The organism is Peribacillus sp. Hz7, assembly GCF_042136355.1.
Lineage (GTDB): Bacteria > Bacillota > Bacilli > Bacillales > DSM-1321 > Peribacillus > Peribacillus asahii_A.
This window is the reverse complement of the sequence record NZ_JBHHJV010000002.1, coordinates 35,008-60,211: the sequence shown is the minus strand read 5'-3', so window position 1 is coordinate 60,211 and position 25,204 is coordinate 35,008. Positions and strand designations below refer to the sequence as shown.

Genomic DNA, 25,204 nt, shown 5'->3' with positions numbered 1-25,204 from the left:
AAAATGGAAGAAAATTTGGAGCAGGCGACGTTTGCAGGAGGTTGTTTTTGGTGTATGGTAAAGCCATTTGATGAGCAGCCTGGAATTGTTTCTGTCTTATCTGGGTATACCGGGGGCACAACGGAAAGTCCGACCTATCAAGAAGTATGTAGTGAAACGACAGGACACTATGAAGCTGTGCAAATTACATATGATCCAGCTGTTTTTCCATATGAAAGACTAGTGGAACTGTTTTGGCAGCAAATTGATCCAACGGATGCAGGCGGTCAATTTTATGATCGTGGTTCATCATATCAAACAGCTATTTTTTATCATACTGAGGAACAACGACGTATTGCACAAGCTTCAAAAGAGCGCTTGAATGAAAGCGGACGTTTCTCATTGCCGATTGTTACACCGATTTTGCCAGCAAAAGAATTTTATCCAGCGGAGGAATATCATCAGCATTATTATAAAAAGGAACCGCAAAGATATCAGGCTTATCAAATCGGATCTGGTCGTAAAGCATTTCAAGAGCGATATTGGAGGGATAAAAAATGAATCAAGAAGATTTGAAGAAAAGATTAACACCAATGCAGTATGAAGTGACACAAAATAATGGCACAGAACCGGCTTTTCATAATGAATATTGGAATGTAAAAGAAGAAGGACTGTATGTAGATATCGTTTCCGGAAAGCCATTGTTTACGTCAAAAGATAAATACGATTCTGGTTGCGGCTGGCCAAGCTTTACAAAACCAATTGAGGAAGAAGAAGTTGAGGAGAGGTTGGATACAAGCTACGGAATGCGCCGCGTAGAAGTACGTTCGAAAACGGCTGATTCTCATCTTGGACATGTGTTCCCTGATGGACCTGGACCAAGAGGTTTGAGATATTGTATTAATTCAGCAGCACTTAAATTTATTCCCGTTGCTGATTTAGAGAAAGAAGGGTACGGCTCTTATAAAAAGTATTTTGAGTGAGATAAAAGAGGGCACCGGTAAGGAAATTGACTATATTGCATAAAGAAAAGAAGGTCATCGTTCATGACCTTCTTTTCTTTATGCAGCGGACATGTTTAGCTATATTTTTAAAACAGTTTTGGTATCAGATTTGTAAAGAAAGTGTATCTGGAAGCTTAATCGTTCTGTTACTTAAAGGGCGTTTTTTTATTCGTTTTGTACAGGGGACTTTTTCAATCAGCGCAGGAAAATAAAAAAAATGGGCGTTTGCACAGACCGAGGCGGGCGATATTACATATTGTAAGGTGTACAGTGAATTCGAAAAAAGGATAGGAGTGAAATGTTTATGTACGGAGGATATGGATATGGTGGATACGGCGGCTGCGGTGGATACGGTTATGGTGGTGTTGGTTGTGGTTTTGGCGGCGGATTCGCGTTAATCGTCGTTTTATTTATTCTATTAATTATCATCGGAGCTTCATTTACTTGCTGCTAAGGTAAAACTAAAACCAGCCTTGAAGGCTGGTTTTCTATTGCTTTTTTATTTTCCTATATGATTTGTTCAGATAAGCGCTTTCTGCTACAATAACGTAATGATGTGATTTACTAGGGAGGAAAAAGAAATGAAACCTTCACGTTTACAAGCTGGGGATGAAGTTCGTGTGATAGCCCCTTCTCGCAGTCTAGCGATTGTGAAAGGAGATCAACGAAAGCTGGCTGAGGAACGATTAACAGAACTTGGATTTCGAGTTACATATGGAGATACAGCACTCGTGCATGATGATTTTTTCTCCAATTCTATCGAAGACCGTGTGGCAGATTTACATGCGGCCTTTAAAGACCCGAATGTAAAAGGGATTTTTGCAGGAATCGGTGGCTATAATGCAAATCAATTGCTTAGGTATTTAGATTATGATTTAATTAAATCTAATCCAAAAGTGATTTGTGGGTATAGTGATATTACAGCAATCTTGCTTGCTATTTATGAGAAGACAGGTTTAACGACTTATGTGGGCCCTTATTTCTCTTCATTTGGCATGCGAGTAGGCCTTGACTATACGATGGATTATTTTAAAAAGGCAGTCATGGAAGACGACGATTTCGAGTTAAAGCAAAGTGAAACATGGAGCGATGATTCTTGGCATCTTGAACAAGAAGATCGTAATTTTTATCCAAATCACGGCTACATGATCATTCAAGAAGGAGAAGCAGAAGGCTCCATAATCGGTGGGAACTTATGTACAATTAATCTTCTGCAAGGTACGGAATATATGCCATCATTAGAAAATCGTATTCTCTTTATTGAAGATGATGAGGAAAGCCATCCATTTAGCTTTGATCGCGATTTACAATCCTTGCTGCATCAACCGGGTGCTGCAGGAATCAAAGGGATTATTATTGGGCGTTTTCAAAAAGAATCCGGTATGACGGATTATGCACTTCATGAGATCATTGCAACGAAACAAGAATTAAAGGGTATTCCGGTAATTGCTAATGCAAATTTTGGACATACTACTCCGTTTGCTACGATTCCAATTGGGGCTAAAGTCTCATTATCTGTTAAAAGTGGTTCCGCAATTGTAAAAGTATTTGCTTAAATAGTAGGAATAATTAGGTAATGAAAAGCTTACTGTCCTATTGTTAGGTTTTTCTGCTATAATACAAAGAGATTTTAAATTAGAAAAGGTGATTATGTGTTATTAACAGTTCCTGCGTCGAAACGTTTAGAAAAAGCTTTGGCGGAATACAATAAAAAAGGTCGAGTGACTCATACTTGTTTTGTATGTCAACAAGATACTTCTAATGGCGATGAAACAAATATGAATTATTACAAATTAGGTACGAAAAACGTTTGCTTATCATGCCTTCCAAAAGTGTTGCGTCATGCATCTTTAAAAGAGTATGAATATGTACATACAGCTGTCATTGATCAACCTACTTTTTATAAAAAAGTATTGGCTGTTTTAAAAGATGAGCAGTTTTTAAGCACTGTTCGTGAAAACAAATTGACTGAAGAATAATTGCTGTATAAAGACTGTTTCAAACTTTATAATGGTGAACATACTTCATGAATATGCAGAGCGGCTTGTAGCTTGCTTATTTCATTATTGTCAATAATGAAATAAGTGTAGGCTACAAGCCGTTTTTTGTTTGTAAGAACAACTCTGTATTCCAAGCAAGTTTATTACATTTATGAGCCAAACTGATATTTTTCTGTGAAAATTTTCATAAAGTGGAATTTATTATTCTGGATTTATATTATATAGGAAGTTATAACGGTTTATAAAAATCTATTAAAATTATTTCGAAATTATGGAAAACCGCCTTTCAATGTTATAATATTACAATAATTAACAAAAAAAGTGTTTTTTGTTTTCGGTAGACAACTATGTTTAGGCGAAGTTGCTAAATATTTAGGCATTGCTTAAACAACCGTAATCAAATGTCATACACTTCCATCTAGTCATAGATATTTTGATGAAGAGAATCTATTAGATTTTTTTAATAGGCTTTGTTAAACAACATCTTATAACAGAGCCCAATCATTAAAACAGAAAGGAGAGAGCGGGGATTAGAAATTATGTATTGAAAATAGTATTTCTTTTTTTATTAGCTATTTTTTTGCAAGGAATAGGCAGTATCTCATCAGGATTTGCAGAAGAGAAAGTGTATAAAATTGCAGCGGAACCAAAATTGCCTCCTTTCTCATATATCGATGAAGATGGAATACTAAAGGGAATGAGCATTGATTTAATGGGGGAAATAGCGGAACAGCATGGGCTTTCTTTTGAATATATTCCTATGAATATAGAAGATGCTGAAAAAGCTCTAGAGGAAGGCAAGGTTGATGCGATTGCAGGTATGGTGTACAGGCCTGATAAAGATTGGAAATTTGATTTTTCTACTTCCTATTTTACAATGTCCGACTCTATTGTAATTTCGAAAGAAAGGAAAAATCAAATTAAAGGGCTTGAAGATTTAGAAAATCGTCAAATTGTAGTAGAGGGTCATACATCTATGTATGAAAACATTTTAAATATGAGAACCACTAATGTATTATTGGAGGACAATCAGTATACAGCTCTTCAGAGTTTGATTGAGGGAAGAGCGGATATTTTTATAGGAAATAAGTGGACAGCAACTGCTTATTTGAAGGAATTAGGAAAAGAAGAGTCCTTTATTATTCTAGATGATGTCATGAATAGTTCAGATTATGCTGTAGTTGTACAAGAGGGAAATAATTCTTTGTTACTTGCTTTTAACCAAAGTATTACTATGCTAGAGGCAAAAGGAGAGCTTAATAAGCTTATGAATAAATGGACGGTGCCAAAGGATTTAACGGAAATCGCTAGGCTAGAAACCTTTATTTATTTGTTAATGAGCGGATTGATTATTGTAGCTCTTGTTCTATTCGTCATTTATATGTGGAATCAGAGATTGAAAGCAGCTGTACATATACAAACGAGCAAGCTTCGTCAACTCAATGAAAATTTGCAAGAAACACAACAAATTATAGCTGATAGTAACGCCTTTAAGGACTTAATTTTAAATAATATTGATACAGGTATTGTGACCTTTAATGTTGACCTAACGATTACGAGTTGTAATGCAAGCGCTTTACATATGTTAAACCTATCGAATGATACACCTTTTGGTCTTCAAAACCCGCCGCTTCTAAAACAGTTATTTGATCATTATCATTCAAAAGAATCAGGTGTTCAGGTATTTGAATGGAATGAGCAAGGTCAAAAAAAAGTGATCTATTATCGCATACTGCAAATATATAATTCTCAGGAACAACAGACAGGTTATTTATTGTCCATGAATGATGAAACGGAAAAGAAGAATCTAGAACAAAAATTGTTCACGCAAGAAAAGCTGCATGCACTTGGTCAGCTTGTTGCTGGAGTTGCTCACGAAATTCGCAACCCTTTAACTTCGATTAAAATGTTTATTGATATGCTTCCAAGTAAATATCACCTCCCTGAATTTAGAAGGTTGATAACGGAACATGTACCTTCTGAAGTAAATCGATTAAATACAATCGTAACGGATTTGGTTGAATACGCACGTCCGCGGCCTTCTAATAAACAGAAGTATACGTTAAAGGAAATGGCTTCTTTATTATCATTTATTCAAGTTACGATGGATAAAAATCAAATTAGTCTTGAGAAAAAGATGGAAGATAATTTAGTTTTTTATATCGATCCACAACAAATTCGTCAAGTCATGATTAATTTACTATTAAATGCAGTGGATGCTGTAGCAGAGAAAGAGGAAAAGAAGATTACGATTACCGTTAAAAAGATAAATGACGAGATTGGCAGCGTGATGATTTCCGATACAGGAAAAGGAATGAGCTCAGAAGAATTACATCATATTTTAGAACCTTTTTATACGAGCAAAGAAAAGGGCGTAGGCTTAGGATTAACTTTAACTTACAATCTTATAAAAGAGAATAAAGGAGAACTGCATATCGCGAGCCAGCCAAATAAAGGATCGACATTTACTATATTGTTACCGCTGTATCAAAAGGAGGCCTCCTAAATGAAACCTACTGTACTTATTATTGATGATGAATTGGCTATATGTGATTCACTTCGATTTGCATTAGAAGATGATTATTGTATTCAAACGACAACGAATCCACAAGAAGGCTTAGAGAAAGTTCAACAAGATATGATTGATATTGTTCTATTAGATCTGCGGATAGGCAGTATAAATGGGTTGGATATTTTGAAAGAAATTAAGCAACAAGTACCGTCTACTACAGTGATTATGATGACTGCATATGCTTCGATTGAATCTTCGATTGAGGCAATCAAACAAGGAGCCTATTACTATATCGAAAAGCCTATTAATATAGAGGAACTTTATTTATTACTGAGCAGGGCTGTTGAATATAAGCAGCTATCTAGTAAGGTGGAAACGTTGCATGAAGAGTTGGAACAGCGGCGCGGTTATAATCAATTTTTAGGTAAGAGTAAAGCGATGCAACATGTTTTTTCAATCATTGATCGTATAAAAGATATTGATTCGAGCGTACTTATTTTAGGAGAAAGCGGCACAGGAAAAGAGCTTGTTGCTAGAAGTATTCACAATACAGGGAAACGTAAAAATGGTCCACTTGAAATTGTCAATTGTGGTGCGATTCCTGAAGCGCTGCTTGAATCAGAATTGTTTGGATATGAAAAAGGCGCATTTACAGGAGCTACGCAACGAAAAGAAGGAAAATGGGTAGCGGCAAATGGAGGAACGCTTTTTTTAGATGAAATTAGTGAGATGCCGCTTCCGCTTCAAGTGAAATTATTACGTGTTCTTCAAGAGCGTGAATTGACCCCCTTAGGTTCTAATAAAAAAATTGCATTGGATGTACGAATTGTGAGTGCTGCTAATAAAAATTTAGAACAGATGGTGCAGGAAGGAAAATTTCGTGAAGATTTATATTTTCGTCTTAATGTTATTCCTTTATCTATTCCACCTTTACGTGAAAGAAAGGAAGACCTATCATTACTGATTGAGCACTTTTTGGAAAAATATTGTCTGGAAATGAACCGTGCAAAGAAAACATTTTCTAGAGCAGCTTATCAATTATTGCTAGAGTATGGGTATCCCGGAAATGTACGGGAACTTGGAAATATTATCGAATATTCGGTTGCGTTATCGATAAATGATGAAATTACGGAAATGGAGCTACCGCTTTCTGTTCAAACACAACGCTCTGCGTTTGCTACACCATCTAATCGTGACAATCAATTACAACTTCCCATTGGTATGACGATGAAGGAAGTAGAGAAAGAAGTGATTGCTGCAACGCTTCAGCATTGTGGAGGGCATCGACAAAAAACAGCACAAGTTCTTCAAATTTCCGAGAGAAGCTTACGAGATAAAATTAATGCTTATAATCTTAAGGAGAAAAAGTAGTGAACAGGAAAAATTTGCCTATAAATCGGCAGATTTTTCCTGTTTTTATTTTGGTATATGCTGAATTATGTTGAAAACGTATACAATAGCGTTATTTTAAAGTTGGCACAAGTCTTGCATTAATAATAGTTAAACAAAAGCTGTTATTTTAAAAAGGAGGTACAGTTTATGCAGGCCACCCAAAATGATGTACAAATTAAAGGAGCTTTTAAACAGTTCGGATCAAGTGTTGTGCTAAATGGAATCGATTTAGAGGTAAAACAGGGTGAATTACTGACACTTTTAGGACCTTCTGGTTGTGGAAAAACAACTACTTTAAATTTAATCGCAGGATTTCTTGAAGCCGATGCCGGTGAGGTGTTTATTAAAGGGAAAAATGTAACAAAAGTGCCGCCTTACAAACGTGATTTAGGAATGGTTTTTCAAACGTATTCTCTTTTTCCGCATATGACCGTTTATGAAAATCTTAGCTTCGGTTTAAAGCTGCGTAAAGTTCCAAAGGCAGATCAAGAAGCAAAGATTTCTCGTGCGCTGAAGCTGGTGAAAATGTTAGGGTTAGAACATCGTTATCCGCGTGAATTATCGGGTGGACAACGTCAACGTGTAGCTATTGCCCGTGCACTGGTGGTTGAGCCTGAATTGTTATTGTTAGATGAGCCTCTGTCTAACTTAGATGCGAAATTACGCCACGAATTACGTGTAGAGATAAAGCGTTTACAAAAAGAAATCGGTGTCACGACCATCTTTGTTACACATGATCAAGAGGAAGCACTTTCGATGTCTGATCGAGTAGTTGTAATGAATGGCGGGAAAATAGAGCAAATTAGCTCTCCAACCGATATTTATAATCATCCAAATACAGAGTTTGTCTTCAATTTTATTGGAAAAGCAAATTCTTTTGAAGGGAAAGTGACAGCCGTAGATCGTCAACGAATCACTGTACAGATGGATCAAGATATTACACATGTTGATGTGAAAAATATAATGGGTATCGATCGTGCGTGTGCTGTTGGGGATGAAGTAAAATTATATATTCGACCAGAAAAGATTCATATCGTTTCAAAAGAAGAAGTGGGACAAGCCTTCATCGAACTTCATAAAGCGAAAGTAACACAAATTAACTACTTGGGCACGTCGTGGGAAATTGATGTAAATATGTTGGGAAAATCAATTCAAATTTTGACATCTGATTACAATTCTACATGGCAAGTAGGAAGTGAGGTGTATGTTGGATGGAACCCATCAGAAATTATGTTAATGAAGAAGTAAAAAATCAGCCACCTATTGTGGATGTACCAAAAAGAGTGAAAAAGAGAAAGAAAAAGAAAACTTGGATGCCAGGTCTTCTTCTTCTTACCCCTATCCTATTGTTTGTCTTTGGTTTCTTTATTGTTCCAATGCTGTATATTTTATATTTGAGTTTTATTGTAACGGATGATATGGGAGCTACAGACGCTGTGTATAGTTTTCAAAATTATATTCAATTCTTTACGGATAGCTATTATTTATCTTCTTTATGGATAACGGTGAAAATCAGTCTATATACAGTAGGACTTTGTTTATTCCTTGCTTATCCAGTAGCATTAACAATGGCGAAAAGTTCACCGCGTGTGCGTGGTTATATTGCTTTATTAATAGCTTCTCCTTTGTTAGTAAGTATTGTTGTACGTAATTTTGGTTGGTATTTGTTATTACTGCCAAATGGAACGATTAATCAATTACTGATTGACCTTGGACTCATTACTGCGCCGCTTGAGCTCCTGTTTTCTGAGATAGGTGTTATCATTGGTTTATCTAATGCGTATTTACCATTTATGATTTTAGCCATTGCGACAAGTTTATATAATATTGATCCATCTTTAGAGAAGGCGAGTGCCATTCTTGGAGCAAGCCCATTACGTAACTTCTTTTCTGTTACACTTCCATTAAGCTTGCCGGGAATCGTTTCCGGTTGTGTATTAGTATTTAGCTTGTCAATGAGTTCTTATGTGACGCCGGCTCTTATGGGAGGCGCTAATGTTCCAATGATGCCAGTTGTTGCCTATGATCAAATTAATAATTTACTTCGATGGACGTTTGGTTCAGCCATTTCGTATGTGTTATTAGCAACAACATTGATTACGGTTATTGCAGTTACACGTGGTTTTGAATTAAGTAAGTTTAAGGAGGTATTCCGATAATGAAGTATTTAGGGAAAATTCGTTTAGGAGTGGCTGTCATCAGTATTATTTATATACTTATTCCACTCATTGTTATTATCCCAGCCTCCTTTACAAGTGCGAACTATCCAAGCTTTCCAGCACAAGGATTTTCGTTTCAGTGGTACACAATGCTTTTAGATCGTCCAGAGTTTATCGAAGCATTATGGAATAGTGTGAAATTTGCCGTATTAGCTGCTTTTTTCTCTGTTTTATTCGGAACATTGGGTGCATTAGCTCTTGCAAAGTATGATATTCCAGGAAAATCGTATATTACATCCATTTTGACTGCACCACTAAGTGTGCCGCAGTTAGTATTAGGGATTGCTTTACTGATTTACTTTACACCGATGATGTTATCTGGTACATCAACAGGCTTCCTAATCGCACATACTGTCATTTGTATTCCGTATGTGATTCGCCTTGTTCTAACGGGATTGAGCGGGTTTGATTACAATCTTGAACGAGCGGCTGCCATTCTAGGCGCGGGCCCTGCCACGGTATTTTGGAAAGTAACGCTGCCATTAATTCGCCCAGCCATTATCTCAGGTGGACTATTTGCCTTTTTAACATCATTTGATAATGTAACAATCTCTCTATTTATGGTTTCATCTGATATGCGTACACTTCCGATTGAAATTTTCTCTCAGATGCAAGATTCCTATAATCCATTGGTGGCATCAGTTTCTAGTGTCGTTATCTTTATCTCTGTGATTTTGATTGTGATTTTAGAAAAATTACAAGGAGTAGGAAAAGCATTTGGCGGTTCTCATTAATTTTGTGATGAGAAGGCATGTATTAGTTTAGGTGAAAATGGCGAATGAACAGCGCTGTTTCATATAGCTCCAATCATAAAAAAGATAGGATGTTCAAAATGAATATGAAAATCAGGAGGATTATTAAACATGAAAAAAATAATGAGCTTATGTATTGTTCTGCTGCTACTTGCAATGACTGCTTGCTCGCCTAGTGCACCGAAATCTAATCAAGCAAGCACATCCAGTAAGGAGAGCAATAAACAGATTACGATAGCAGGAAATGGCGGGAAAATTGAAAAAGTCATTCGTGAGGAAATTGCTCCTAAGTTTGAAGCAGAAACAGGGATTAAAGTGAATTATCTGGCAGGTTTATCAGGTGAAATTTTATCTAAACTAGAATTACAGAAAAACGCTCCAAAAATTGATATTGCGCTATTTGTGCCACTTGATGTATACCGTGCTAATGAAAAAGGTTTGATTGATTCAGTTGATGAAACAAGCGTTCCTAATCTGAAAAATTTAGATTCTAAATATGTAGCATTTGAGAATGTGACTACTCCAGTATTTGGACTTGTTATTGCTCCTGCTTATAATACGAAGACGTTTGAACAGAATGGGATCAAACCAATTGAATCATGGAATGATTTAGCTCGAGCTGATTATAAAGGAAAAACAGCTTTTGCTGATATTTCAAATGACTGGGGCTTTAATAGTTTATATTCGCTTGCTTTAGCAAACGGAGGTAACGAGGATAATCTTGAACCAGGATTAAAAAAGGCAAAGGAACTAGCTGGATATTCGGCTACTTTTTATAAAAATTCAACACAAATGATGCCAGCTTTACAGCAGGGAGCGGCTGATGTGACAGTAATGGGAAGTTATGTAACGGCTGATTTGGCTGTGAATTCAGGTGTGCCGTTAAAAATGGTTGTACCAAAAGAAGGCGTATATATGAATGCATTTAATGCAGGATTGGTGAAGAACACACCTAATAAAGAAGCTGCTATCGAATTTATTAACTACTTAATTAGTGAAGAAGCTCAAAAAGCGACTGCTGATCAAGGATTCTATCCAGTTGTTCAAGGAATAAGTATTCCAGAAAAATATGAAGAAGTAATAGGATTAAAAGATACTGATAAAATATATACATTTGATATTAAGAAGCTAGCAGAATCTCGTGCTGAATGGACGGATCGTTGGTCTAAGGAAGTCACACCAGAGTTAGGATCATTAGTGAAAAAGTAGAGTTATAGAAATCTGTTGATTTTCGGCTCATTTCAGCATAACTGAAATGAGCCGAAAATCGTTTTATCCCACTCTTAACGGGCAGTAAGACCCCCACCTCAAGATTCAGAGTGAACAAGGAAGATAGGTGGGGGACAACTGCCCTCATCTAGTTGCGGCTCCTAGACCCTCGAGGTCATAAGCTGTCATGCTCTGTGGCAAACTGCGCCACGCCGCATTTCATCTTATGCTTGTCGGGGCTGAACAGTCGCCTCGCTTTTGTAGTAAAGGTCCGATTGGTGAGATATAGTGAAACTTACCTTTGCGATTTTCAAAGGTATAGTTGAACCAATCAGGTTCGTACGGTCACTTGATTGAAGCGAAGCGGAAATCTTAGTGACCGTAGAACATGACTAACCATCAGTGGGGGATGAAGAAAAACCCCCACTGATGGAAGTTTCACTTTATCAACCATATCTATATCTATTTTTAAAATCTTAAACCTTCCATTTTTTTTGTAAGATTTAAAGAGACTGTTCATATACTGTACAGTAACCAATCATTCTCTAAGCGGGGGTGAAGTGTGTGAAACAGTCTTCCTTAATTAAGCCTGTCCTTGGCGGTGTTTATCCAATGATTAGTCATGGAAAGGGTATTTTTTTGTATGATCAAACAGGCAAGGATTATTTAGATGCTTCTTCAGGTGCAGTAACTGCGAATATCGGTCACGGCGTACAAGAAATTAATGAGGCGATGATGAAGCAAGCGAGCGAAGTTTCTTATGTGTATCGTTCTCAGTTTACGAGTGAAGCGGCTGAGCAATTGGCAGATAAAATTGCCTCATTAACAAAAGGGGATTTACAATACAGTTTCTTTGTCAATAGTGGCTCTGAGGCAACGGAAACGGCTTTAAAAATTGCGATTCAATATTGGCAGGAGCAAAATAAACCGCAAAAACAAAAAATTATTTCGAGATGGATGAGCTATCACGGTATTACGCTAGGTGCGTTATCGATGTCTGGTCATCCTATTCGTCGTGAACGCTTTTCGACGTTATTAGAATCTTATCCAACCATATCTCCTCCATATTATTATCGTTGTCCATACAATGTTGATAATTATACGTATGGTCAAATGTGCGCCAATGAATTAGAGACGGCTATACGCCGCATTGGAGCTGATCAAATTGCTGCTTTTATTGCTGAACCGATTATCGGTGCAGCTGGTGCGGCCATTGTGCCGCCGGATGGCTATTGGGAGAGATTAAAACAGATTTGCGTAGAACATGATATTTTATTTATTGCAGATGAAGTGATGACAGGCTTTGGTCGGACAGGAAAAATGCTTGCGTCTGAACATTGGGGAGTGGAGCCGGATATTGTGACATTTGGAAAGGGGATGAGCGGTGGATACACACCGATTGCTGCCACGGTAATGACGGATAAAGTAATGGAGCCGATTATGACAGGCTCAAAATTGATTATTGGCGGTCATACATTGAGTGCGAATCCCCTTTCTTGTGCGGTCTCTTTGGCAGTACTTAATTATGTAGAAAAGCATAATCTTGCAGATCGGGCAGCTGAAACAGGCGCTTATTTAATGAAGCAGATACAGGCACGACAAGAACGCTTTTCCTTCATTGGGGATGTTCGAGGGAAGGGACTGTTAATCGGAATAGAATTTGTTCAAAATCAACAAACGAAGGAGCCGTTGCCTAAACATATAGATGCGACAAATGAAATAATTAAGCTTGGTATGCAGCATGGAATTATTGTTTATCCAGCTGCTGCAGGATTAGACGGGGTCACAGGAGCAGCCATTATTATTGCTCCACCATTAACGATTTCACTTGGAGAATGCGATGAGTTGTTATCTCGATTGGATCAAGTATTTTATGCTTTTCGAGCGAAATTAGCAAGGGGATGAGGGGGAACTGTCTTTTTTTTCATGATAATCTCGAAATCCATTGTATAATTGATGTATAATATAATGGAATAAATCAGTCTTCATCTTTCATACGTATTGTAATGCAACAATATGGAACCATAACGAACTCTTGCTCGTTATCTTAAAAAGGGTTGAAGAAGCAGTTTATTTTATGATATATAATCGTATTTAGATTCAAAGTTGAAAGAGAGTGGGACATTATGGGTCGTAAGTGGAACAATATTAAAGAAAAAAAAGCGTCAAAAGATGCTAATACAAGTCGGATTTATGCAAAATTTGGCCGTGAAATTTATGTAGCTGCGAAGCAAGGTGAACCAGATCCAGAATCAAATGGTGCTTTAAAAGTTGTACTTGAACGTGCAAAAACGTATAACGTACCAAAAACGATTATCGAACGTGCAATTGAAAAAGCAAAAGGCGGTTCAGATGAAACATATGACGAGCTTCGTTATGAAGGTTTCGGACCAAACGGATCAATGGTTATCGTGGATGCATTAACAAATAACGTAAACCGAACTGCATCAGACGTACGTGCTGCATTCGGTAAAAATGGCGGAAACATGGGTGTAAGTGGTTCTGTTGCCTATATGTTTGATAGCACAGCTGTTTTCGGTATTGAGGGAAAAACAGCAGATGAGACACTTGAATTATTAATGGAAGCAGATGTAGATGTACGTGATATTATAGAGGAAGAGGAATCAGTCATTGTTTACGCTGAACCTGATCAGTTCCATGCTGTACAAGAAGCATTTAAAAATGTTGGCATCACTGAATTTACAGTAGCTGAATTAACAATGCTGGCACAAAATGACGTAACACTTGACGCGGATGCACAAGCACAATTTGAAAAAATGATTGACGCATTAGAAGATTTAGAAGATGTACAGCAAGTGTACCATAATGTGGACTTGGGTGAATAATATTTTAAAACAGACCTTTTGTTATATAACAAAAGGTCTGTTTTTTTGAATATCGGAATAGAAATAAATATTATCTTCATAGTAAAATTTGATTCCCGTTAGGTAAAATAATTTCTATTTTGAAAAGGAATTTAAATGGGGAATAAAGAATGATGTTAGTTAGGGAATTGAAAGGGTATCTATTACTATCAACAAGTGGAATAATTGTAAAGGAGGTCTACATATTGAAAGAACTTTTTAATGATGTTGATACTTCTACTCAAAGGGATCTTCCAACACGTTGGCTAAGCAAAATAAAGGATTTTTCAGTACTTTGTATTTATGAGCAAGAAAAAGCAGCTGAGGATAATATCATATTGCGCAAAAAAAAAGTAAGGGGAACCCTAATAGATATCCCTATATTTAACGATAGGCGGGATGCAAGGACTTTTGTTATTTGGGATTTAGCATATCAGGAAAGTGAAGATTTATTTATAAACTTAAGGTTCGCTGCTAGAAATAGAATGATTTCTCAGATAGCTGAAAATATCGTTACGCATTTAATCATAAAATATGAAGACAATCAAAGATTTTCTTCTAAAAGACAATCCATCTTAAAAGACAAAAGTATTATGGAACAAGCAATCAAACAATTTGAAAACGTTTTGAAAAAGGAAACATTCCTAGTAAATAATGATGTTTGGGATGAGTTTTGTAGCTGGTTTAAAATCCGATTAACTAGTTGGGTGCTTGTAGAAATGGAAAAGTCCATTGGAGTACATAGGATGGACGAATTAAATGAAAAGGAATTAAATGAATTATTTTATAAGATACTTACTACAAATTTAGAAAAAGATACCAAATTTCTTTCTGGATTCACACAAATTGTGAATGACTATTCTCGAAATTGGATGAGAAACATAATTACTTCAATGAATATAGAAGATTGGTCGATGCAAAAAATTGAGATGATTCTGCATTTAAAAGTAGACTCCTTGCAATCTACTTCTTCATTGTTACCCTCGAGAAAAGATTTTTCATATAGCTTAATTGATCAAGGAAATTTATTGGTAATGAATAACGCTCCCTATCAATCAGTTAGAGAAGCACTTTATAAAAGAAGGTTTGAAAGTTGTGACAATAGCCCCTGGCCAACAGTTCAAATAAATAAAGGAAATATAGAAGGTTGCGTTCAAATAAAGCCTTATACGTTCATGATGAAGGAACAGGAAGCTGAAGATATTTTAGTGGCAGAAGCTTGGAGGCAAGCAAAAGAAATATCGGACCTAGATGTTGATTTGTTTGATGCACTTTGCAGTATCTTTTTATTAAAGGCTAGATATCATGAAGATATTGTAGAAATTCAATTAGATGATTTATTATCTATACGAGGTTTAAAGCCTAAACTTGGCGGTGAAGGTCGTCGAGGGGGGTATGAAATGAAGCAGCGAGAGCAAGTTGTGAAATCGCTTACAAAAATTCAAAGCCTATGGATTGAATTGGAGAAAGCAATAATCTATGAAAAAGGAAAGCCTGTACAAGTGAAACTTCAGGGACGAACATTCATTTTTAAAAATCAAAAGAAGCTAGAATATGAAGTTGCAAAACAGGCAAACGAAAAGAAATTAATGTTTACGGTAGATAAGGTGTTTGCTAAATACTTATATGGATCGGGTAGACAGGTAGCACTTCTACCTACAAAGGCGCTGCAATATAACCCCTATCGACAAACGTGGGAAAAGCGGCTTACAAGATATTTTAGTTGGAGATGGAGAACACAAGCAAGAAAAGGAGATTATCAGCAACCTAATAAAATATGTACGCTATTGGATTCAATCGGCGAGAATATGAATAAACGAATACCTTCTCGTACGCGAGATCGGTTGGAAAAAGCTTTAGATACATTAGTGGAAGATGGTGTTATTACAGCATGGCATTATGAGAAATGGGAGGAATCGATTGCATCAAATAAGGGGTGGGCCCGTATTTGGATGAATTCAACAATTGTTGTTAAACCTCCTGATGTTATTATTGAACAGTATCGTCCGATTCAACGGAATCGGAAAGTTCAAAATAAGCCGCTTAATCAACCGACTGTTTTTAGTAGACATGAGGAGGTTATGGATTTAGGAGACCGAATTAGAAACCTCCGAAAAAAGCTAAAACTTTCTTTATTACAAATAGCAGAAGAACTAGAAATATCAGCTTCCTATCTGAGTCATATTGAAAGATGTATAAAAGTACCATCAAATAAGATAGAAAAACGGATTATAAATTGGCTTAATCGACACGAAGATATTATATAAATTAGTTTGTTATGTTAGAAATATGGATGGAACCTCCTTTGCTATGTGCAGGAGGTTTTTTGTTATTTTCCTTAAACAATTCCCATTTTGAGTTTATCTTATTCAGATGTCGTGTCTATATTGCAGGGATGTCGTGGTTATTGAGAACATAAATATTTTCATCAATTATTTAGCCCTTGATAGAAAAGGGTTTTTTAGTATTTTTTTAAAATATACAATCTAACAATTAAATAAATTTAGTAAATGAAACTTTCTCATTTATTGAAGGGGATAGGGTAAGATTCTCCTAAGTTGTATCGCATTACTAATCTTGTTCACTATTAAAAAATTGAGGTGATATGGTTTGACAAATGAGCAGAAGTCTTATCTAACCCTGGAACCATTATTTAATCCTAAGTCTGTTGCCGTATTGGGTGCTTCAGAAAACAAACATAAATTAGGTTATATCCAGGTAAAAGCACTTATAGATGGGAATTTTAGAGGAGAGATCTATCCTATTAATCCAAAAGCCAAAGTGATTGAAGATTTAACATGCTATCCTTCTCTATTAGATATCCCAGCGAAAGTTGATTTAGCGATTTTTTGTGTAAGTGCTGATAAGGTGGAGCAAGGTTTAGAAGAGTGTGCGAAAAAACATGTTAAAGCTGCTATCATTTTTGCTTCTGGTTTTTCTGAAGTTGGTGAAGAAGGAGCTAAACAACAGAATGTTCTTACAGAGATTGCGAGAAAGAATGGAATTCGCTTAATTGGCCCTAACTGTGTTGGATTAGTAAACACTACGAATGGATTAATCGGTACTTTTTCTTCTGGTATTATGCATGTTCCATTACATGAACAAAGAGCTGTAGGATTCGTTTCACAAAGTGGTGCATTTGGCGTGCTTACCTTTCTAGCTGCTGCTCAAAACCAGCTAAGTTTCAATTACTTTGTAAGCGTAGGGAATGAAATGGAGACAGAATTTTCCGATGTCGTAGAGTATATGATTCATGACCCAAAAACAAAGGTGATTAGCGGTTATCTGGAAGGGGCAAAAAACCCGAAGAAATTGCGTGAACTGGCAAAACAAGCACTAAATAAAAATAAGCCAATCATTGTTATGAAAACAGGTCGGAGTCTAGCCGGCAGTAGAGCAGCTGCTTCACATACCGGTTCTTTAGCTGGTTCTGACAAAATATATGATGCATTTTTTAGACAAGCGGGCATCGTCAGAGCGGATGATTATGAAGATATTATTTCTTTTTCACAACTCTTTTTGTCTAACAAACTACCGACTGGAAGAAATACAGTGATCATTACTAGTTCAGGTGGGCGGGGAATTAATGAAGCTGATCGTTGCGAAGCATATGGATTGAAAATCACTCCTTTAAGTAAGAAGACTCAAACAGAAATCAAGCGTTATATTCCATCATTTGCAAGCGCTTCCAACCCGGTCGATCTTACAGCCGCTGCAGCGGTGTCTAATCCAGAATTATTTATAGCGCCACTGAAAGCTTTAATTGAGGATCCGGACATCGATAATATTATATTCACGGAATTTCCAATGGGATGGTCAACTAAAGACCCTTTATTAAAAGAATTTATCGAGTTATGTAAGAACAGTGATAAATTCATTTTTATCACAACATTTCCTTTAGAGGGTATGTCAATTCCTGCTGGAACTCCAGAATTATTAAAGAATGGGATTCCCGTTATACCCGGTAGTTTAAATCCAATAAGGGCGCTAGCGAAATTAGTAGATTACAGTGAATATTATCGTAAAAATAAGCAGAGTAATCCACAGCCCTTACTACAATTCAAACAAAAACAAGATGTCAAAGAATTATTACAAGCGGGAACTATGTTAAGTGAATCTCAATCCTATGAAATCTTAGAATCATATGGAATTCCCACAACTAAACGAGCAATGGCTTCTACTGTAGAAGAAGCTGTTAGATATGCAAATGAAATTGGTTATCCTGTTGCATTAAAAATAGATTCTCCTGATATCCCTCATAAAACAGAGGCAGATGCGATTCGATTAAATCTGAAAAATGATAGGGAAGTTATTGAAGCGTTTATTGAAATTAATTGTAATGCAAAAAAACATAAACCTAATGCTGTTATTAATGGTACTTCTGTTCAGGAAATGTTATCTGAAGGAATAGAAGTGATTGTTGGCGTAACAAAAGATCCTGTGTTTGGACCAGTTATTATGTTTGGTCTAGGAGGGATTTTTGTAGAAGTGTTTCAAGATATTTCGTTTAGAGTTGCCCCGTTAACTAGAGAAGACGCAATTGAAATGATTGAAGAAATTCAAGGAAAGGCAATTATGAAAGGAGCTCGTGGAAAACCTCCTGTTGATATAGATTCTATTGTGGAAGTTTTACTGAATTTATCTTCTCTTGTTTCTGATTATGGAAATGAAATAGAAGAATTAGATATAAATCCACTAATTGTCTATAGTGACGGTGTTAAAGCAGCGGATGCTCTGCTTGTTATTAGTAATAAAGCCGACCAAAACCTAATAGTAAGGAGGTAATTTAATGGATTTAGATAAAAGTATGATCGGTTTAACAGGCTCTCCTTTTGTCTTTGAAGTTGAAAAAAGACATATTAGGCAATTTGCTGAAGCAATTGGAGATAGAAATCCTTTGTATGTAGATGAAGAGTATGCAGCCAATTCTTCATATGGAGGAATCATTGCACCACCTACATTCCCTATTGCTATCAGTGCAGAAGCTGGCGACCTTCCAATACAACTAGATGAACGAAGAATGCTGCATGGTGAGCAGGAATTTATCTATCATCGCCCAATACGCCCGGGAGATCGTTTGAATTGTCAGACGAAAGTAACCGACTTGTATGAAAGAGAAGGAAAGAGTGGCATGATGCAATTCTTAGTTCTTGATACAGAGATAACAGATACAGTTGGTAAGCTAGTTGCTATTAGTCGTACAAATATTATCTATCGAAATATAGATTAATAGATAACAAAAGGAGGAAGTGAGTCGTGCTAATCTATGAGGAATTAAAACAGGAACAATCTTTACAACCACTTATAAAGCCTGCGGTTACAAAGGTACAGTTAGTTAAATATGCAGGAGCTTCAGGAGACTTTAATCTACTCCACACCGATGATGCGTTTGCTCAGAAAATTGGATTGTCTGGTGTCATTGCACATGGCATGTTAGTGATGGGTTTTTTAGGTCAATATGTAAATGAGTTAGCTAGTGATCAGGCGGAAGTGACGCTGTTTCGAATGAGATTCGGAGCTATGACAAGACCTGGAGATCAAATTACTTGTACAGCTATCGTTGAAAAGGTATATGAAGAAGCTGGTAAACGTTACGTGAGCTTGAACCTTACAGCTGAAAAGGCTCCCGAGAAAGTAGTAGGATCGGGTCAAGCCGTCTTGCGCTTTCATTAAAGATATTTAAACAAGGAAACAGGGAGGAATTTTACGATGGGAACTATAAAAGATCGCTATGCCATTGTTGGTGTAGGAGAGAGTGCGCGTTCAAAAAATTCGGGTACCACTCCATTGCATTTAGCTTTAGATGCTGCTCGTGCTGCAATAAATGACTCAGGTCTATCTGCGAAAGATATTGATGGATTTATGAGTTATTCAGAGAATGATTCTTGTACATCGCATCAATTAGCTACCTATTTAGGTGTACGTCCAAAGTATGTAAAGGATATTTTAGGTGGCGGAAGCAGTACAGAAATGTTGATTGCCGATGCGATTGGCTTGATTGAATCGGGGCAGTTGAACACAGTTTTAATTTTCCGATCCATGAATGGTCGTTCTGGTGTTCGAATGGGCGGCGGCGGTTGGGATGTTAATATGCTCCAATCCGCCATTGATGGAGGAAGTTTTATCATTCCTTATGGAGCTGGAGGTCCAGGTCAGTGGTTCGGACTTTTTGCTACACGTCATATGCATGAAACAGGGTTAACTCAAGAACATCTCGGTCATGTTTGTGTAAGTTTCTATGAGCATGCTCAAAGAAATCCGAAAGCTTATTTTTATGGCAAACCATTAACGATGGAAGAATATAAGAATACTCCATATTTGAGTTTTCCATTTAGTAAGCATGACTTCTGTTTAGAATCAGATGAAGCAAATGCAATTATCGTTACTTCAGCCGAGAGGGCAAAGAATTGCAAATCCAGACCTGTCTATATTATGGGGGTAGCAGCAAGACAATGTGTTCCTCATGCACATTATTGGTCAGATTTATCGCAAGTTGCTGCTGATTATGTTGCTCCTGAACTGTATAGAATGGCAGGTGTTAAACCAGAAGATATTCAAGTTGCTTCTATATATGATTGTTATAGCTGGGTGGTGCTTCGACAGTTAGAAGCGTATGGTTTTGCTCCTCGTGGAGAAGTTGGAGACTTTGTAGCGGAAGGAAATTTACGTATGGGGGGCAAGCTTCCCTCTAATACAGCTGGAGGTATGCTATCAGAAGGGTATACACATGGAATGAATAACGTCTTAGAAATTGTTCGGCAAATTCGTCATGAATATAAAGGAACAGATCGCCAAGTTGAAAATTGCGAAATCGGTATATGTACTGGTTGGGCTGGACCAGATATAGCTGGTGCAATGATTCTTAGAAATTAGGAGGGATATGTATGGGATATGAAAAACCAATTCCATTAAAAAATCAAGATAATAGTCCGTATTGGGATGCTGCTGATCGTCATGAACTTGTACTACAAAAATGTGAGAGCTGTCATGAATATTCTCATCCACCAGGACCTAGTTGTGCCAAGTGTGGGGGTACAGAAATGAGTTGGGAAAGCCTTGGAAGTACTGTGAAAGGCACCATTTATTCTTATATTGTCTCTTATCGTGCTTTTCTACCTGGCTTTCAAAATGATTTACCACTTATTATCGCTATCGTTCAACTTGAAAAGGTACCTCAAGTGAAATTGATTGGGAATGTACGGCAGTGTTCACCAGATGAAATTGAAATAGGCATGAATGTGAAAATGGTTTGGGAGGATCTTACAGATGAGCGTGCATTACCACAATGGATTAAGGCATAATACTGCAAGTTGATTTTATAAGGAGGAGATTTTTTTGGACTTTTCTTTTACTAAGAAAGAAGAAGAATTTCGCAAAGAATTGAGGGCATGGCTAGAAAAAAATTTACCAGAAAGCTGGTTAGCTGGAAATAGAAACCTTCCTAAAGATGAAGTTGAATATTCTCATTTTCTAAGAGATTGGCAAAGAAAACTATATGAAGGTGGCTGGGCTGCTATTGCTTGGCCAGAAAAGTATGGTGGTCGTGATGCGACATTAATGGAAGAGATTATTTATCAACAAGAGATGGTACGAGTTAAAGCTCCTCCACTCGTCAATTATGTCGGAATTCATATGGTTGGACCAACTCTTATGCAAATAGGTTCAGAAGAACAAAAATCAAAGTATATTCAAAAAATATTAACGGGAGAAGAAGTGTGGTGTCAAGGATACTCGGAACCAAACGCTGGTTCAGATTTAGCTGCGATTCAAACAAGTGCTGTAAAAGTGGGAGATCATTGGAAGATTAATGGTCAAAAGGTTTGGACTAGTTTTGGTCACTTAGCAGATCGATGTTTTCTGCTTGCACGAACAAGTCGAATGGAGAAGAAGCATAAAGGAATTACGGTGTTTCTATTAGATATGAATCAACCAGGGGTAGAAACTAGACCGATTATTCAAATGGATGGGCAGCATGATTTTAATGAAGTGTATTTAAATGATGCAGTAGCTTATGATTCCGATATTGTAGGAGCAGTAGATGAAGGGTGGAAAGTAACAATTGCACTACTTATGCATGAGCGAACAGGAATAGGAGGGCAAGTGTTCACTTTAGAACAGCAATTTAACGATCTTGTGAAGCTATCGATGGAACTAAGTGAAGACGGGCAGCCATTGATGAAAAATCCTTTTACTCGAAAAAAAATGGTGGACTTATATACTCGTTCGCGCGGTTCACTTCTGAATTATTATCGGAATCTTACGAAAACATTAAAAAATGGTCATCCAGGAGCAGAAGGTTCAATGGATAAATTATTGGTTAGTGAGTTGACAAAAGAAATGTTTGCACATTCCATTTCTATGCAAGGACATCAAGGCGTTTTATGGAAAGAGGATGCTGTGGCGGCTAACTCGTATTGGCAAGATAATTTTCTCTATTCTTTTGGGATGACAATTGGTGGTGGAACAAGTGAAGTTCAAAAAAATACGATTGCAGAAAGAATTCTTGGTTTACCAAAAGATTTAGGACGTTAGACAAAATGGAGGTGTATAATCGATGGATTTTTCATTAAATCAAGAACAAGAAATGTTTCGTGGGTATGTTCGAAAGTATTTAGATGATGTTGGACAAACGAAGATTGCTAGAGATTTTATAAAATATGAAATAGATTCATATCAATCGCTTTTATCTGGTTTAGCAGAATTAGGATGTTCCAGCGTTAATATTTCGGAAAAGTATGAAGGAATGGGACTTGGAGCATTAGATTTGGTTCCTGTTCTAGAAGAAATGGGTCGTGCATTATTGCCAGGATTGTTTTTAGAAACGAATGCTATAGCTGTTCCGTTACTAGAACAGTTTGGCACGGAAGAACAAAAAGAAAAGTACTTACCGAAGATTTCAAGTGGAGCCTCTACCTTCTCTTTAGCATGGTTAGAACGAGAGGGAAACTACAGGCCATCTAGTATTCAAATGAATGCACAGCAAGATGGTGAGGTACTTATACTAAACGGCATAAAAACGTTGGTTCCAGATGCAGAAATGGCAGATAGTTTTATTGTTCTTGTTCGAACTAGTAAAGGTGATGGTGAGAAGGGTATTTCATTGGTCATTGTTGATCGTTTAGAAACAAATATGACGATTCAAAGTCAAAAAAACATAGATGAAACACGCTGGTTAGCCGAAATTACATTTCAAGATGTTCATATACCAAAGAGTCAAATACTAGGTCCGATTCATGAAGGTTGGCAAGTTATTCAGGAAGGATTACTTTCATTTAATGCTGCACTTTGTGCTGTAATAGTTGGTGGAATAGAGCGAGTAGTTGAAATGTCTGCCGAGTATGCCAAAATTCGTGAGCAGTTCGGTCAGCCAATTGGCAGATTTCAAGCGATTAAACACAAAATAGTAGATATGAAGATGGATCTAGAGACGGCGAGATCTTTAGCTTACTACGCAAATTGGGCGTTAGAAACTGGTGCTGAAGATCGAGTACAAGCGATTTTTAGTGCTCGTATTTTTGCAACAGAAGCATTTATACGAGCCTCATCGGACAATATTCAAATACATGGTGGAATTGGCTTTACAGAAGAAATGGATTGCCATTTATATGTAAAGCGTGCTAGATATTATGAAAATTACCTAGGAAATACCCAGCATTATTATGAACAAACAGCCATGGCACTCGGTTGGTAAAAGTGTGAGAATTATCCTCCGTGAATAAATATAAGGGAATAAGTCTATAAAAATTCTTAATAAGGTAGGGGATGAATATTGAAAATAGCAAATGAAATTAGAGAGTTTCATAACTTGATCAATGGAAATCTAGTGTCTGCTTCTTCGGGAAAAACAATGGAAAGTATTGATCCATCAACAGGTAAGGTATGGGCGGAAATTCCCTGTAGTTCAAAACAGGATACAGAAAAAGCGATAGCCGCTGCTCGTCAAGCTTTCCCAGCGTGGTCTTCTATTTCAGCTATGGAGCGCGCAGCGTATTTAAGACGTATTGGTGATTTAATTGCTCAGTATGGTAATAAATTAGCTGAGTTAGAAACGAGAGGGAATGGATGGGTGATTCGGGAGACGAGTTATGGGCTTATCCCAAGTTTAACAAGCATCTGGTATGATGCAGCAGGAGCAACTGCTGTAGGAAGTAGAGGGGAAACAGTCCAATTAGGACCTGCAAGTATAGGGTATACACTTCGTGAGCCGTTAGGAGTAGTTGTCGGCATTCTTCCTTGGAATGCCCCGCTCTTTACTTTTACAATCAAGGCAGCTTACGCGCTCGCCGCGGGGAATACGGTTATTATTAAACCTTCAGAACTTGCTGCTGTTTCTTCCTTACGATACGGTGAATTACTTAATCAAATTCTCCCACCAGGTGTTCTGAATGTGGTGTCAGGAACGGGACATGAAGTAGGTGAGACGTTAGTAAGTCACCGTGATGTGAATAAAGTAAGTTTAACTGGTTCTGGAAAGACTGCAAGAGCCATTGCTCAATCTATTGCTCGTTCCCCAAAACCGTTGACTTTGGAGCTTGGTGGGAAATCACCTAATATTGTATTTGATGATGCCAATCTAGAAAAAGCAGTTGAAGGGATAACGACAAATAGTATATTTACTGGTAATGCCGGTCAAATTTGTGTCGCAGGATCGAGGATACTTATTCAAAGGACAATATTTGAAAAGATGTTAACCATGATGAAAGACGTGATTACTAAGAATACTAAGTTAGGGGACCCATTGAATTTAGAAACCACGATGGGCCCGGTTGCTAATCTAGCACAATATAAAACGGTTTGTTCTTATATAGAACTTGGAGAAAAGGAAGGAGGGGAAATTCTATTTGGCGGTCGTCATGGAGGAGCTTCTCTTCTGCCAGATAATCCTCGATTTACAAATGGATATTGGGTTGAACCTACTTTAATCCGAGTAAATAGTAACTCTTTACGTATATGTCAAGAAGAAGTCTTTGGTCCGGTTGCAATTGTGATGCCATTTGATACAGAAGAAGAAGCTATAGCTATAGCAAATGATACGGCTTTTGGTCTTGGAGCGGGAGTTTGGACGACTAATCTTGATCGTGCTCATCGTATGATGCGAAAGCTTGAATCAGGAAACATCTGGGTGAATACGTATCGCAGAGTAGGACCTGAGTTACCATTTGGTGGGATGAAGGATAGTGGTTATGGTACGGATTCAATATTAGAAAATACACGTGAAAAATCTTGTGTTATTGAGATAGAGTCATAATTTCATTAGTAGACTAATGGGGGAT

Annotated in this window: 22 protein-coding genes; all 22 read left to right on the top strand. The window is 37.1% G+C overall.

Annotation, left to right across the window (positions count from 1 at the left end; genetic code table 11):
• Positions 1-3 precede the first annotated feature (3 nt).
• The 22 genes from msrA (at position 4) to ACE199_RS03780 (ending at position 25,179) form a co-directional block, all read left to right on the top strand.
• Complete coding sequence (msrA, locus tag ACE199_RS03885) at positions 4-540, top strand: peptide-methionine (S)-S-oxide reductase MsrA (RefSeq protein ID WP_375348664.1); 537 nt, start codon at positions 4-6, stop codon at positions 538-540.
• Complete coding sequence (gene msrB, locus ACE199_RS03880; protein WP_127761045.1) at positions 537-962, top strand: peptide-methionine (R)-S-oxide reductase MsrB; 426 nt, start codon at positions 537-539, stop codon at positions 960-962. The genes msrA and msrB overlap by 4 nt, the downstream gene beginning before the upstream one ends.
• 319 nt (positions 963-1,281) lie before the next feature.
• The gene (locus ACE199_RS03875; RefSeq protein WP_375348663.1) at positions 1,282-1,437 is read left to right on the top strand and encodes a YjcZ family sporulation protein; all 156 of its coding nucleotides are present in this window, start codon (positions 1,282-1,284) and stop codon (positions 1,435-1,437) included.
• A 127-nt stretch (positions 1,438-1,564) separates the two neighbouring features.
• Complete coding sequence (locus tag ACE199_RS03870) at positions 1,565-2,539, top strand: S66 family peptidase (protein WP_375348662.1); 975 nt, start codon at positions 1,565-1,567, stop codon at positions 2,537-2,539.
• A gap of 96 nt (positions 2,540-2,635) precedes the next feature.
• Positions 2,636-2,962 (top strand): hypothetical protein, encoded by a 327-nt coding sequence (locus tag ACE199_RS03865; protein ID WP_252286449.1) that lies wholly within the window; start codon positions 2,636-2,638, stop codon positions 2,960-2,962.
• Positions 2,963-3,527: 565 nt separating this feature from the next.
• Positions 3,528-5,489 (top strand): transporter substrate-binding domain-containing protein, encoded by a 1,962-nt coding sequence (locus tag ACE199_RS03860; RefSeq protein WP_375348661.1) that lies wholly within the window; start codon positions 3,528-3,530, stop codon positions 5,487-5,489.
• Complete coding sequence (locus tag ACE199_RS03855; RefSeq protein ID WP_375348660.1) at positions 5,490-6,866, top strand: sigma-54-dependent transcriptional regulator; 1,377 nt, start codon at positions 5,490-5,492, stop codon at positions 6,864-6,866.
• A gap of 168 nt (positions 6,867-7,034) precedes the next feature.
• Positions 7,035-8,135: an ABC transporter ATP-binding protein gene (locus ACE199_RS03850; RefSeq protein ID WP_252290204.1), complete on the top strand. Its 1,101-nt coding sequence runs from the start codon at positions 7,035-7,037 to the stop codon at positions 8,133-8,135.
• Positions 8,099-9,046, top strand: coding sequence for an ABC transporter permease (locus ACE199_RS03845; protein ID WP_375348659.1), 948 nt, complete (start codon positions 8,099-8,101; stop codon positions 9,044-9,046). Before ACE199_RS03850 ends, ACE199_RS03845 begins: the two co-directional genes overlap by 37 nt.
• On the top strand, positions 9,046-9,840 hold the full coding sequence (locus tag ACE199_RS03840; protein WP_119115208.1) for an ABC transporter permease: 795 nt from the start codon (positions 9,046-9,048) through the stop codon (positions 9,838-9,840). Before ACE199_RS03845 ends, ACE199_RS03840 begins: the two co-directional genes overlap by 1 nt.
• Before the next feature lie 129 nt (positions 9,841-9,969).
• Positions 9,970-11,067: an ABC transporter substrate-binding protein gene (locus tag ACE199_RS03835; RefSeq protein WP_375348658.1), complete on the top strand. Its 1,098-nt coding sequence runs from the start codon at positions 9,970-9,972 to the stop codon at positions 11,065-11,067.
• A 564-nt stretch (positions 11,068-11,631) separates the two neighbouring features.
• Positions 11,632-12,972 (top strand): aspartate aminotransferase family protein, encoded by a 1,341-nt coding sequence (locus tag ACE199_RS03830; RefSeq protein ID WP_375348657.1) that lies wholly within the window; start codon positions 11,632-11,634, stop codon positions 12,970-12,972.
• Between the two features lie 221 nt (positions 12,973-13,193).
• The gene (locus ACE199_RS03825; protein WP_127761035.1) at positions 13,194-13,913 is read left to right on the top strand and encodes a YebC/PmpR family DNA-binding transcriptional regulator; all 720 of its coding nucleotides are present in this window, start codon (positions 13,194-13,196) and stop codon (positions 13,911-13,913) included.
• A gap of 224 nt (positions 13,914-14,137) precedes the next feature.
• Positions 14,138-16,198, top strand: coding sequence for a helix-turn-helix domain-containing protein (locus ACE199_RS03820; protein ID WP_375348656.1), 2,061 nt, complete (start codon positions 14,138-14,140; stop codon positions 16,196-16,198).
• A 343-nt stretch (positions 16,199-16,541) separates the two neighbouring features.
• Positions 16,542-18,716 (top strand): acetate--CoA ligase family protein, encoded by a 2,175-nt coding sequence (locus ACE199_RS03815; RefSeq protein ID WP_375348655.1) that lies wholly within the window; start codon positions 16,542-16,544, stop codon positions 18,714-18,716.
• A 4-nt stretch (positions 18,717-18,720) separates the two neighbouring features.
• Positions 18,721-19,161 (top strand): MaoC family dehydratase N-terminal domain-containing protein, encoded by a 441-nt coding sequence (locus tag ACE199_RS03810; RefSeq protein WP_375348654.1) that lies wholly within the window; start codon positions 18,721-18,723, stop codon positions 19,159-19,161.
• 26 nt (positions 19,162-19,187) lie between these two features.
• Complete coding sequence (locus ACE199_RS03805; RefSeq protein WP_375348653.1) at positions 19,188-19,604, top strand: MaoC/PaaZ C-terminal domain-containing protein; 417 nt, start codon at positions 19,188-19,190, stop codon at positions 19,602-19,604.
• Between the two features lie 36 nt (positions 19,605-19,640).
• Positions 19,641-20,804 (top strand): thiolase C-terminal domain-containing protein, encoded by a 1,164-nt coding sequence (locus ACE199_RS03800; RefSeq protein WP_375348652.1) that lies wholly within the window; start codon positions 19,641-19,643, stop codon positions 20,802-20,804.
• 11 nt (positions 20,805-20,815) lie between these two features.
• A complete protein-coding gene (locus ACE199_RS03795; protein ID WP_375348651.1) occupies positions 20,816-21,232 on the top strand; it encodes a Zn-ribbon domain-containing OB-fold protein in 417 nt (138 codons plus the stop codon).
• A 34-nt stretch (positions 21,233-21,266) separates the two neighbouring features.
• On the top strand, positions 21,267-22,463 hold the full coding sequence (locus ACE199_RS03790; RefSeq protein WP_375348650.1) for an acyl-CoA dehydrogenase family protein: 1,197 nt from the start codon (positions 21,267-21,269) through the stop codon (positions 22,461-22,463).
• A gap of 22 nt (positions 22,464-22,485) precedes the next feature.
• The gene (locus ACE199_RS03785) at positions 22,486-23,622 is read left to right on the top strand and encodes an acyl-CoA dehydrogenase family protein (RefSeq protein ID WP_375348649.1); all 1,137 of its coding nucleotides are present in this window, start codon (positions 22,486-22,488) and stop codon (positions 23,620-23,622) included.
• A 78-nt stretch (positions 23,623-23,700) separates the two neighbouring features.
• Positions 23,701-25,179, top strand: coding sequence for an aldehyde dehydrogenase family protein (locus ACE199_RS03780; protein ID WP_375348648.1), 1,479 nt, complete (start codon positions 23,701-23,703; stop codon positions 25,177-25,179).
• Positions 25,180-25,204: the final 25 nt, after the last annotated feature.

Bases quoted from the DNA above. Each gene is read 5' to 3' on its own strand.
- msrA (WP_375348664.1), top strand. From the start codon at position 4: ATGGAAGAAAATTTGGAGCAGGCGACGTTTGCAGGAGGTTGTTTTTGG.
- msrB (WP_127761045.1), top strand. From the start codon at position 537: ATGAATCAAGAAGATTTGAAGAAAAGATTAACACCAATGCAGTATGAA.
- ACE199_RS03875 (WP_375348663.1), top strand. From the start codon at position 1,282: ATGTTTATGTACGGAGGATATGGATATGGTGGATACGGCGGCTGCGGT.
- ACE199_RS03870 (WP_375348662.1), top strand. From the start codon at position 1,565: ATGAAACCTTCACGTTTACAAGCTGGGGATGAAGTTCGTGTGATAGCC.
- ACE199_RS03855 (WP_375348660.1), top strand. From the start codon at position 5,490: ATGAAACCTACTGTACTTATTATTGATGATGAATTGGCTATATGTGAT.
- ACE199_RS03850 (WP_252290204.1), top strand. From the start codon at position 7,035: ATGCAGGCCACCCAAAATGATGTACAAATTAAAGGAGCTTTTAAACAG.
- ACE199_RS03845 (WP_375348659.1), top strand. From the start codon at position 8,099: ATGGAACCCATCAGAAATTATGTTAATGAAGAAGTAAAAAATCAGCCA.
- ACE199_RS03840 (WP_119115208.1), top strand. From the start codon at position 9,046: ATGAAGTATTTAGGGAAAATTCGTTTAGGAGTGGCTGTCATCAGTATT.
- ACE199_RS03835 (WP_375348658.1), top strand. From the start codon at position 9,970: ATGAAAAAAATAATGAGCTTATGTATTGTTCTGCTGCTACTTGCAATG.
- ACE199_RS03825 (WP_127761035.1), top strand. From the start codon at position 13,194: ATGGGTCGTAAGTGGAACAATATTAAAGAAAAAAAAGCGTCAAAAGAT.
- ACE199_RS03810 (WP_375348654.1), top strand. From the start codon at position 18,721: ATGGATTTAGATAAAAGTATGATCGGTTTAACAGGCTCTCCTTTTGTC.
- ACE199_RS03800 (WP_375348652.1), top strand. From the start codon at position 19,641: ATGGGAACTATAAAAGATCGCTATGCCATTGTTGGTGTAGGAGAGAGT.
- ACE199_RS03795 (WP_375348651.1), top strand. From the start codon at position 20,816: ATGGGATATGAAAAACCAATTCCATTAAAAAATCAAGATAATAGTCCG.
- ACE199_RS03785 (WP_375348649.1), top strand. From the start codon at position 22,486: ATGGATTTTTCATTAAATCAAGAACAAGAAATGTTTCGTGGGTATGTT.